Origin of the sequence: Methylobacterium sp. CCH5-D2 (assembly GCF_001556475.1) — a bacterium.
GTDB classification, from domain to species: domain Bacteria; phylum Pseudomonadota; class Alphaproteobacteria; order Rhizobiales; family Beijerinckiaceae; genus Methylobacterium; species Methylobacterium hispanicum.
In genome coordinates this window covers 1-9843 of record NZ_LSIX01000558.1, presented here as the reverse complement: position 1 = coordinate 9843, position 9843 = coordinate 1, and the positions used below count along the sequence as shown (strand labels likewise).

At 71.8% G+C, this 9843-nt stretch carries 9 protein-coding genes; 4 read left to right on the top strand and 5 right to left on the bottom strand.

Annotation, left to right across the window (positions count from 1 at the left end; all coding sequences use genetic code 11):
• On the bottom strand, nt 1-885 hold an 885-nt coding region (locus tag AX737_RS38105), incomplete at its 3' end, for a molecular chaperone DnaJ (RefSeq protein WP_066922361.1).
• Between the two features lie 371 nt (nt 886-1256).
• Nucleotides 1257-4148: a phosphoenolpyruvate carboxylase gene (locus AX737_RS38100; RefSeq protein ID WP_066922359.1), complete on the bottom strand. Its 2892-nt coding sequence runs from the start codon at nt 4146-4148 to the stop codon at nt 1257-1259.
• A gap of 229 nt (nt 4149-4377) precedes the next feature.
• Here AX737_RS38100 and AX737_RS38095 point away from each other — a divergent pair, with 229 nt between their 5' ends.
• From AX737_RS38095 to AX737_RS38085, 3 genes are all read left to right on the top strand, one after another.
• Nucleotides 4378-4617, top strand: a complete 240-nt coding sequence (locus AX737_RS38095; RefSeq protein WP_066922357.1) for a hypothetical protein — start codon at nt 4378-4380, stop codon at nt 4615-4617.
• Between the two features lie 16 nt (nt 4618-4633).
• Complete coding sequence (locus tag AX737_RS38090; RefSeq protein WP_066922355.1) at nt 4634-5425, top strand: hypothetical protein; 792 nt, start codon at nt 4634-4636, stop codon at nt 5423-5425.
• A gap of 82 nt (nt 5426-5507) precedes the next feature.
• On the top strand, nt 5508-5945 hold the full coding sequence (locus AX737_RS38085; RefSeq protein WP_066922353.1) for a cupin domain-containing protein: 438 nt from the start codon (nt 5508-5510) through the stop codon (nt 5943-5945).
• A 38-nt stretch (nt 5946-5983) separates the two neighbouring features.
• On the opposite strand, the gene phbB is transcribed toward AX737_RS38085, so the two are convergent.
• Together phbB and AX737_RS38075 are read right to left on the bottom strand one after the other, a co-directional pair.
• The gene (gene phbB, locus AX737_RS38080; protein ID WP_066922351.1) at nt 5984-6712 is read right to left on the bottom strand and encodes an acetoacetyl-CoA reductase; all 729 of its coding nucleotides are present in this window, start codon (nt 6710-6712) and stop codon (nt 5984-5986) included.
• A gap of 178 nt (nt 6713-6890) precedes the next feature.
• A complete protein-coding gene (locus AX737_RS38075) occupies nt 6891-8075 on the bottom strand; it encodes an acetyl-CoA C-acetyltransferase (RefSeq protein ID WP_066922349.1) in 1185 nt (394 codons plus the stop codon).
• A 279-nt stretch (nt 8076-8354) separates the two neighbouring features.
• On the opposite strand from AX737_RS38075, the gene phaR reads away from it, so the two are divergent.
• Nucleotides 8355-8978, top strand: coding sequence for a polyhydroxyalkanoate synthesis repressor PhaR (gene phaR / locus AX737_RS38070; protein WP_066922347.1), 624 nt, complete (start codon nt 8355-8357; stop codon nt 8976-8978).
• A 706-nt stretch (nt 8979-9684) separates the two neighbouring features.
• On the opposite strand, the gene rpmF is transcribed toward phaR, so the two are convergent.
• Nucleotides 9685-9843: 50S ribosomal protein L32 (rpmF, locus tag AX737_RS38065; RefSeq protein WP_245293442.1), on the bottom strand; the 159-nt coding region annotated here is incomplete at its 5' end.

The following is a 9843-nucleotide window of genomic DNA, read 5'->3' as shown; positions in this document are numbered from 1 at the left end:
CGAGCCGTCGATCACCGGCACGGTGATCTCGCCGGCGAGCGCCGCCGTCACCATCGAGATCGGCACGCGGCAGAACAGGTCCGCCCCGTCGCGCTGGAAGAAGTCGTGCGGCTTGATCGAGAGGAAGACGTAGAGGTCGCCCGCCGGCCCCCCGCGCAGGCCGCTCTCACCCTCGCCGGCCAGCCGAATGCGCAGCCCGTCATCGACGCCCGCCGGCACGTTGATCGAGAGGGTGCGCTCGCGGTTGACCCGGCCGGCCCCCGCGCACGACGCGCACGGGTCGTCCACGATCTCGCCGCGGCCGTGGCAGTTCGGGCAGGTCCGCTCGATGGCGAAGAACCCTTGCGCTGCCCGCACCCGGCCGTAGCCGCCGCAGGTCGAGCAGGTGCGCGGCTTCGAGCCGGGCTTGGCGCCCGAGCCCGCGCAGGTCTCGCAGGTGATCGAGGTCGGGATGCGGATGGTCTCGGTCTTGCCGAGGAAGGCCTCCTCCAGGCTGATCTCGAGGTTGTAGCGCAGGTCCGCCCCGCGCTCGCGGCCCGGCGCGCCGCCGCGCCCGCGGGCCTGCCCGCCGCCCCTTCCGTCGCCGAAGAAGTTGTCGAAGATGTCCGACATGAAGTCGCCGAACTCGTTGCCGAATCCGGGGCCGCCCGCGCCGCCCTGACTGAACGCGGCGTGGCCGAAGCGGTCGTAGGCCGCGCGCTTCTGGCCATCGGAGAGGCACTGGTAGGCCTCGTTCAGCTCCTTGAACTTGATCTCGGCTTCCTTGTCCCCCGGGTTGCGGTCCGGGTGGTAGGTCATCGCGAGCTTGCGGAAGGCCGTCTTCATCTGGCCGTCCGTGGCCGTCCGCTCGACGCCCAAGATCTCGTAATAGTCCCGCTTCGACATCCCTGTCCTCAAGGTCCCTCGCGCCCCACGCCACGGGGACGGGCGGCCAGCCGGTTCATGGTCGATCAGGCCGGATCGACTCTGCCCGCGCTTCCGCGACGCCGCGCGGGCCGAGCGGCATATGGGGATGCCGGTTCCCGGCCGCATCCTTGCGGCCGCGTTATCACGCCGGACCGGTTCCCGGCCAGAAGGCAGATGCGCCCGCATCGGTACTGGATTCCAAAGGTCGAGACCTTTGGCGGGTGCAGGCAAGGTTCTGGATCTTGGCCCTGCATTTGGCTTCCCCGTCCCGGCAGAGCCGGGGCGGAGAAGCCAAGCCCGGGGCACTGCCCCGGGACCCCGCCCAAGGGACTCGTCCCTCGGGGATCCCCCTACCCGAAGGCGCCGACCTCGTGCTGGATCATGCCGGAGATCTCGCGCACCTGCGCGAACATGCGTCGGATCGGGTCGAACAGGCCGGTATGCTCGGCCTCGTAGGTGCCGACATCGCGCGGGCCGGCCGGCTCGCCGAAATTCAGCCCCAGCGTCGGGTCTGGCGTGACGGGGAAGATCTCGTCGAGGAGCGCGATGCAGGCGTCGATGTCGAGGCGCAGGAAGCGCTCCAGCAACTGCTCGCGGCTCACCCCCGCCTGCGGGCGGAAGCTCGGGATGTGCACGGCCGTGAACCAGATCCGGTGGATCAGCGCGAGGCGCAGGGCGTGCAGCAGGGTGAGGCGCACCGACATCTTCCTGAGGTCGGGTGCGGCCGCCTGCAACCCGAGCCAGTCGCAGGTGAGCCGCCCGAACAGACGGCGTAACGACGGCGCGAGGTCGAGCCGCTCCAGGCTGCGCGCGACCGTGATCAATTCCTCGCGGCGCCCGTCCTTCTGCGTGCGGCGCGCCCGCTCCAGCCAGACGGCCGGGTCGAGCGTGTCGATGTAGGCGCGCAGCACGTCGAGGTCGCCGACGCTCGCGGCGTGCTGGGCCAGCCGGAAGGCGCGCGAGAAGCGCACCGAGTCGCGCCGCATCTCGCTGAAGATGTCCGGCGCCCGCTCGGCCGCCCGGCCGAGGCCGTGGAGCGCGTTGGCAAGGTAGCCCAGCTGCTGCAGGATCGCGTTGTTGGGGATCGCCCGCATCTGGCGCGGGTGGGTGATCAGCGCCGGGCCGCCGCCGTCGCTCTGGCGCGCCACGGGCCGGGAGCCGGTGCGGTCGATCAGGCCCGGGCCGAAGGTGCCGAGCAGCGCGGCGTAGCCCGGATCCTCGACCAGCGTTTCCATCTCCTGGCGCACCGCCGTGAAGAATTCGAGCGCGAAGTCGGTCTCGGCGTAGACGGGGTCGCGGGCGGCGTCCGGCCCGGCCTTGGGCTCGGCGAGCGCGTAGTCCGCGAAGGCGTCGTCCTCGGCGAGGTCGAGGGCGTAGACGTGCTCGGCGACCCGCGCGACGCTGGCCTCGGCGAGCGCGGGGGAACCGAACAGCAGGTAGCCGTCCGTGCCCTGGAAGCTCGATTCGAGGCGCACCCGGATGCCCGCGGCCCGGTTCTTGGCCCGCGCGTCCTCCGGGGCGAGGTAGGCAAGGCGGTCGCGCAGCGAGGTCGGGTGGGCGCCGCGCCCGATCGATTCGCCGTGCGTGTCGAAGATCGCGAGCTCGATGTCGGCGAGCCCGTTCTGCACCATCAGCTCGGTGATGCGCAGGCGCAGGCGCTCGATCCAGAAGGTGGCGGCGAGTTGCCCGACGTAGCGGCCGGAATCCGAGTAGCCGAACTGCACGGTGAGGCGGCCGATGCGCTTGAGATACTGGCGCCAGTGCGGGTTGCGCAGCGCGTCGTCGAGCACGCGGATCCCCTGCTCCAGCGCCTCGGCGGTCTCGAAGAGGGGCGTGATCTCCAGCCTGTCCGCGATGCCGTAGTGCCGGGCGAGCCAGAGGGCGGCGAGCAGGGTGTAGCCGGTCTCGGTCTCGGCGATGAGGAAGCGCACCGGATGGGTGCCGTCCACGTGCTTGAGGATCTGGGCGATCGTCATCATCAGCCGCGCCGCCGAAGCGCGCTCGGCCGCGAGCGCCCCGAAATCCACCGCGACCGGCGCCACGTCGTTCAGGAGCGCGTGGATCGTGGCGAGGTGCGAGCGGCGCTGGGCGGGGTCTGCCGGCTCGCCCTCGACGTCGGTGACGCGGCGCACCGCGTTGTGGATCTGGCTGGCGTTGAGCCGGAAATGCGGCAGCGCGTTCGAGAGGCCGTGGGTCGCCACGCCCGCGCGCAGCACCGCGATCGCCCGCCGGTCCGCCTCGTCCTCGGCGGCGGACATCGCGGCCGCGAGGCCGGCGAGGAGCGCCCCCGCATCGGTCTGGGCGCGGTCGCGCTCGATGATCACCGCGAGGGCGAAGCGGTGTACCGCCTCGAGGGAGGGCTTCTCGCCGAGCCGGGGTGCCACCGTGAGCTGACGGTTGACGGCGCTGAGCGCGCTCTCGGCGAGGCTCCGCACCACCTGCGTGGCGGGGATCCGCGGCAGCTGGCGCAGCACGCGGTCGAACTGCATCCGCTTCGATTCGAGGCGGTAGCGCAGCGTGTCCCACCAGCCGATATCGGTGCGCCCGTCGGTGTCGCAGCCGACCCAGCTCGCCACCGCGAGCGGGCGTGGCACCAGCTCGGTCCAGCGGTCGGGCCAGCGGCGACGGGCGGCGTCGATGAGCGCGCCGTTGAAGCCGTCGAGCGCGGCGCGGGCGTGGTTGGCGGCCACGCAGGCCTGATCGAACTCGTCGTCGAGGCTGATCTTCGGGTCGGGCCGGGTCGAGAGCGCGGCGGCCTCCGCGATCAGCGGCTCGCGCGCGGCCGGGTCGGCGAGGCTGGCGCTCCGGGCGAGGAGGGCCGCCACCGCGCGGGGCATGCCGAAGGTGGGGTGTGCGGTGAACACGATCGCGAAGGCGGTGCGGCCGACACGCTCGCGGAACGTCTCGAAATCGCCCGCGCGCTGCGGCACGGCGGCGACGAGACGGTTCGGCACGGCGGCGTCCGCGTCCGCCCTCGCGTCCTGTGGCCCGTTGAGTCCGACATAGGCCCGCAGGCGTCCGGCCCGGTCGGCCAGCGCCTGGGCGCGCAGGCGCACGAACAGGGCGTCGAGGTCGTCGCCGTCGATCTCGCCCCGGTCGAAGCGGCGGGTGATCGCCAGCGTCACGGCGAGCACGGGATTGCGGAACGGGTCCTCCGCGGCCTGCTCGCGGGAGGCCTCGATCAGGCCGCGCAGATGGGTCTCAAGCTCCTCGGGGCTTCGGCTCCGCTCGGTCTCGCGCATCGATCGGTCCTGGCTCCCTGTCGTTCGGTTCTATCCGGCGCGGCATCCGCGGGACCCCGTTCGGCTCCCCGGTGCAAGCTCCGTTCCGCTTCGTCGGCGGTCCCGCCTGATCGCGCGGCGCGGAGGCATGCGCAAGAGGCGACAGCAGGAGGCGGGACAGGGGCGCGGCGAGAGAGTGCGCGGTGAGACAGGTGCAAGAGGCGTGCGGTTCGGGTAACGGTTCGTCCGCATGGAACTCCTCCTGATCCTGGGCGCCGTGCTCGCCTGCACGGTGGTGGGCGTGATCGCGGTGCGCATGGCGGCCCAGAGCCGGCGCCCGCCCCTGCGGCTCGACAACGAACTCGACGAGCGCGACGAGGATCTGGTCACGCGGGTCGGGCCGTCGCGCAGTCCCATTGACCGCTCCGCGGAGGTGCTCGACGTCGAGCCGATCCCGCCCGCCTCCGGCCGCTCCGGCGAGAAGGCTTGAGCCCGTGGTGAGCCCGATGCGCACGCTCCCCCTCCTTCTCGCCGCCGCGCTGGTGCTCGGTCTGCCGGCCGGAACCCGCGCGCAGGAGGCGCCGGCCGCCGACGCGGCGGCCGCCCCGAAGCCGGCCCGTCCGAAGCCTCCGAAGCCGGCACCGAAGCCAAAGGCCAAGGCCGAGACGGCGCCCGCCGCACCGGCGCCCGAGGCGCGGCCCGCCGAGCCCCTGCGCGCTCCGGCTCCGGCCATCGACCGCGCGCCCCTCGACGCGACCTTCGCGGCGCCGCCGACCATCGCCTGCGGCTCGCAGGCGGCGCGCTTCGAGGGCGAGAAGGGCTTCGAGGTGTTCGTGACCCGGGTCGGGCGGGCGCAGGTCGAGAACCCGCTGCGCCCCCTCACGCCGGAGACGACCGAGGTGCTGCAGGTGGCGATCGGCGGCAAGCTGGCGACCGCCTACGGGCCCGACCTCTCCGCCCTCCGGCGCGGCGGTCCACCGGGCGCGATCGAGGCGCAGCTCGGGACCGCCATCCGCTGGCGGGAGACGCTGCCGCCGCTGCCCGACCCGCTGAGCATCGTCTCCGAGGACGGCCGCCCCCTCGCGCGCCTCGGCTTCCGGGAATGCACCGCGGCGCCCGCCGTGAAGGCGCCTCCGCCGGTCGCGGCCCGCAAGGAGGCGAAGCCGGCGCGCGCGGCCAAGACCCGGGAGGCCGCTCCGAAGCTCGAGGGCGAAGCGGTGCCCGCCCGAGGCCAGGCGAAGGCCGCGCCCAGGGTGCCGCCCGGTTTCAGCCTGCCGCAGGGCGCGATCGGCGAGTGAGTGCGGCGACGCACCGAGATTTCACGGGAAAACCCCCGGGCGGCGCGCGGTCGCCCCGCGAGATGCAAGGAAATCGCAACGCATGAACCCGGCGATGACGGCCGCGCAGGTGATCGCTGCCCTGGGGCTCGCGCCCCATCCCGAGGGCGGCCATTACCGCGAGACCTTCCGCGACCCCAGCGCGGTCGCGGGCCGCTCGGTCGGCACGGCGATCTACTACCTGCTCGACGTGGGTGAGGTCTCGGCCTGGCACCGGGTCGATGCCGCCGAGATCTGGCACTGGTACGCGGGCGCGCCGCTGGTGCTCACGGTCAGCCCGAACGGGCACGACGCGGCGGCCCACCATCTCGGGCCCGACCTCACCCGCAACCAGCGCCCGCAGCACGTGGTCCCGGCCGGCCACTGGCAGACCGCGACGAGTCTCGGAGCCTGGACGCTCGTCGGCTGCACCGTCGCGCCGGGCTTCGACTTCGCGGGCTTCGAGATGGCGCCGCCGGACTGGCGGCCGACGCCGCGCTGACGGCCCGGCGCCGGGGCGCCGGACCCGCATCTACCGGATCAGACGAAGTGCTGGCCGCCGTTGATGGTCAGCGTCGAGCCGTTGACGAAGCCGGCCTCGTCGCTGGCGAGGTACTCGACCGCGTGGGCGATCTCGTCGGCCTCGCCGAGGCGGCCGGTTGGGATCGTGGAGATGATCTTGTTGCGGATATCTTCCGGCACCGCCATCACCATCTCGGTGGCGATGTAGCCCGGGGCAATCACGTTCACGGTGATGCCCTTCGAGGCGCTCTCCTGTGCCAGCGCCTTGGCGAAGCCGATCACGCCGGCCTTGGCGGCCGAGTAGTTGGTCTGGCCGGCCTGGCCCTTCTGGCCGTTGATCGACGAGATGATGATGATGCGGCCGAAGTTGCGCGAGCGCATGCCGTCGATCAGCGGGCGGGTGCAGGTGAACATCGAGTCGAGGTTGGTGCGGATCACCGCCTGCCACTTCTCGAAGGTCATCTTGTGGAAGGCACCGTCGCGGGTGATGCCGGCGTTGTTGACCAGGACCTCGACGGGTCCGAGTTCGGCTTCGATCGCCTTGATGCCGGCCTCGCAGCTGGCGAGGTCGCCCACGTCGAACTTGAAGACCGGGATGCCGGTTTCGGCCTTGAAGGCGTTGGCGGCCTCGTCGTTGCCGCCGTAATTGGCGGCGACCCGGTAGCCCTTGTCCTTCAGCCGCTTCGAGATCGCCGCGCCGATGCCGCGGGTGCCGCCGGTGACGAGGGCGACGCGTCCTTGAGCCATGGTTTCCTCCGGATGTTCTTGTTGGGATTGCCGCTCAACCGGGGGCGGCGTGCCCCCGCGCGATGGGCGCATCTTGCCCATCGCGCGCGGACCGCGCACCGAATTTATTCTTGAGAACCGGTTGAAAGCGTTTCAGCGCGGGGCGGCTTGTCCCGCCCCCGCCGGGAACCGTGGGCGATCAGGGCCGCTCGAGGCACATGGCGACGCCCATGCCGCCGCCGATGCAGAGGGTGGCCAGCCCCTTCTTGGCGTCGCGCCGCTTCATCTCGTGCAGCAGGGTCACGAGGACGCGCGCGCCCGAGGCGCCGATCGGGTGGCCGATGGCGATGGCGCCGCCGTTGACGTTCACCTTGGCGTCGTCCCAGCCCATGTCCTTGTTCACCGCGAGCGCCTGGGCGGCGAAGGCCTCGTTGGCCTCGATCAGGTCGAGGTCGGAGGGCTTCCAGCCGGCCTTGTCGAGGGCCTTGCGCGAGGCCGGGATCGGGCCGGTGCCCATCACCTTCGGATCCACGCCCGCGGTCGCCCACGACTTGATCTTGGCGAGCGGTGTGAGGCCGCGCCGCTCGGCCTCGGAGGCCGACATCAGCACGATCGCCGCCGCGCCGTCGTTGAGGCCCGAGGCGTTGGCGGCCGTGACCGTGCCGTCCTTCGAGAAGGCGGGCTTGAGCTTGGCCATCGCCTCGACGGTCGCGCCGTCGCGGATGTACTCGTCGGTGTCCACGACCGTGTCGCCCTTCCGGCCCGGCACCGTGACGGGGGCGATCTCCTCCTTGAAGCGGCCCTCCTTGCGGGCGGCCTCGGCCTTGTTCTGCGAGCGGGTCGCGAACTGGTCCTGCTGCTCGCGGGTGAGCTGGAAGGCCTGGGCCACGTTCTCGGCGGTCGTGCCCATGTGGTAGCCGTTGAAGGCGTCCCAGAGCCCGTCCTTGATCATGGTGTCGACGAGCTTGACGTCGCCCATCTTCTGGCCGCCGCGGAGGTACTGCGCGTGGGGCGAGAGCGACATCGATTCCTGGCCGCCGGCCACGATCACCGTGGCGTCGCCGTTGGCGATCTGCTGCATGCCGATCGCGACGGTGCGCAGGCCGGAGCCGCAGACCTGGTTGAGCCCCCAGGCGGTGGCCTTCTCGGGGATGCCGGCCGCGATGGCGGCCTGACGGGCCGGGTTCTGGCCGGCGCCCGCGGTGAGCACCTGGCCGAAGATCACCTCGTCCACGTCGTCGGGCGAGACCTTGGCCCGCTCCAGCGCGGCCTGGATCGCCACCTTGCCGAGTTCGTGCGCGGGCACGCTGCCGAACGCGCCGCCGAACGAGCCCACCGGGGTGCGCGCCGCGCCGACGATGACGATCTCCTCGCTGCCTGCCATCTTGCGTTCTCCTCTGGCGGCCGGCGCGGCTTCAGACGTGTCCGCACTCGGGTCCGTTGATGGGATGAAGGGCCTGGGCACGGCGAAGTCAAGCCGCCCAAAGGGCCATCGCTGACGACCGGCGCGGGCCGGAAAGTTGGCTTTGCCGGCGCGTTATGCATGATTGTGCCGGGAAAGGTGCCGAATTGCGGTTTTCGACGCCGCATGAAAGCCTTACGTTCTGCAAGCGGTCGCATCGTGAAGCCGGCCGCACCGTCATGTTCGGGAGAGGCCGCAGAGATGGCGGACAGCGTCAAGGTCCATCAGACCGTCATCAAGAAGTACGCGAACAGGCGCCTTTATCACACCGGCACCTCGACCTACGTCACGCTCGAAGATCTCGCGACCATGGTGCAGAACGGCGAGGACTTCGTCGTCTACGACGCGCGCACCAGCGAGGACATCACGCGCTCGGTTCTGACGCAGATCATCTTCGAGCAGGAGAATAAGGCCGGGGCCGACAACCTGCTGCCGGTGGCCTTCCTGCGACAGCTGATCCGCTTCTACGGCGACAGCATGCGCACGATGGTACCGAGCTTCCTCGAGTTCTCGATGGCGAATTTCGCCCGCGACCAGGAAGGCCTGCGCGAGAAGTTCGGCACGGGCGGCTTCGGGACCGGCTTCGGCCCGGCCGCCTTCCAGAACGCGCTGGAGCAGCAGGTGCGCACCAACATGTCGTTCTTCGGGGACGCCATGAAGATGTTCACGGGCCTCAGCGCGGGCGCGACGCCGGGGGCTGCGCCGCCGGCCCCGCCGAAGCCCGCCAACCCTCCCGCGGCGGCGACGAGCAGCGGCGAGCTGGACGAGCTGAAGCGCCAGATGCTCGCGATGCAGGAGCGGCTCGAGGCGCTCGCGAAGAAGTAGGGAGGCGGGTGGCAGGCCAGCGCCCGCTGGATGAGGCTCCTCCCTCTCCACGCGTACGGGGAGGGGCCCGCGGCCACTCTGTCGTGTCTGTGGGTGGTGCGGGCGAAGCCGCAGCGGCGGTGAGGGGGGGCGACTCCGGACGAGCCTCTTCCGTCAAGGCCCCCTTGTCCGGCTGCCGCCTCGCTCCGGCGACGACAAGGTCGCCGAAGCCCTCTCCCGCACGGCGGGGAAAGGGGATCCGCCGGATCCGCCTGCATCCTGCCTGGGCGCGGCCCACGCAAAGGTTGACGAAACCTTAACGCTGGCTCAACGCTTGCACCTGTCGTGGCATGGTCGCGGAGGGTTGCGAGGCGATGTCCCGGATCGAACCAAGCCGGCGTCCCGGAACGGTACGACCCACCGGCGCGGAGCGGCGTGCCCCGGTCGAGACGGCGCGCGCGGTCGTTCCCGTGCCGGACGGCTCGTCCGCGGGACAGAACGGTTCAGGCTCTTGGGATCCGAGAAGCCCGGGCAGCGCGCGGCCGCAGGTCGGCTTCGTGGCGCAGCTCCTGGCGGGCGCGGACCCGACCTTGCTGCCGTCGCGGATGGAGCGGGCCCGGCGGGCCGCCTCGCTCTACGCGGAGGCGGCGCGGCGGGTCGCCTGATCCCCGTCGGGGATGCCCCCCGCGGGGGCCGCGATCCCGGCCGCGCCGGACGTCTTCCGGGCTCAGGCCTCGGCCGACTTGACCTTCAGGACCTGACGGCCGCGGTACATGCCGGTCTTCAGGTCGATGTGGTGCGGACGGCGCAGCTCGCCCGAATCCTTGTCCTCGACGTAGGTCGGCGCCTTGAGGGCGTCCGCCGAGCGGCGCATGCCGCGGCGGGA

Bases quoted from the DNA above. Each gene is read 5' to 3' on its own strand.
- phbB (WP_066922351.1), bottom strand. From the start codon at position 6,712: ATGGCTCAAGGACGCGTCGCCCTCGTCACCGGCGGCACCCGCGGCATC.
- phaR (WP_066922347.1), top strand. From the start codon at position 8,355: ATGGCGGACAGCGTCAAGGTCCATCAGACCGTCATCAAGAAGTACGCG.
- AX737_RS38085 (WP_066922353.1), top strand. From the start codon at position 5,508: ATGAACCCGGCGATGACGGCCGCGCAGGTGATCGCTGCCCTGGGGCTC.
- AX737_RS38075 (WP_066922349.1), bottom strand. From the start codon at position 8,075: ATGGCAGGCAGCGAGGAGATCGTCATCGTCGGCGCGGCGCGCACCCCG.
- AX737_RS38100 (WP_066922359.1), bottom strand. From the start codon at position 4,148: ATGCGCGAGACCGAGCGGAGCCGAAGCCCCGAGGAGCTTGAGACCCAT.
- AX737_RS38095 (WP_066922357.1), top strand. From the start codon at position 4,378: ATGGAACTCCTCCTGATCCTGGGCGCCGTGCTCGCCTGCACGGTGGTG.
- AX737_RS38090 (WP_066922355.1), top strand. From the start codon at position 4,634: ATGCGCACGCTCCCCCTCCTTCTCGCCGCCGCGCTGGTGCTCGGTCTG.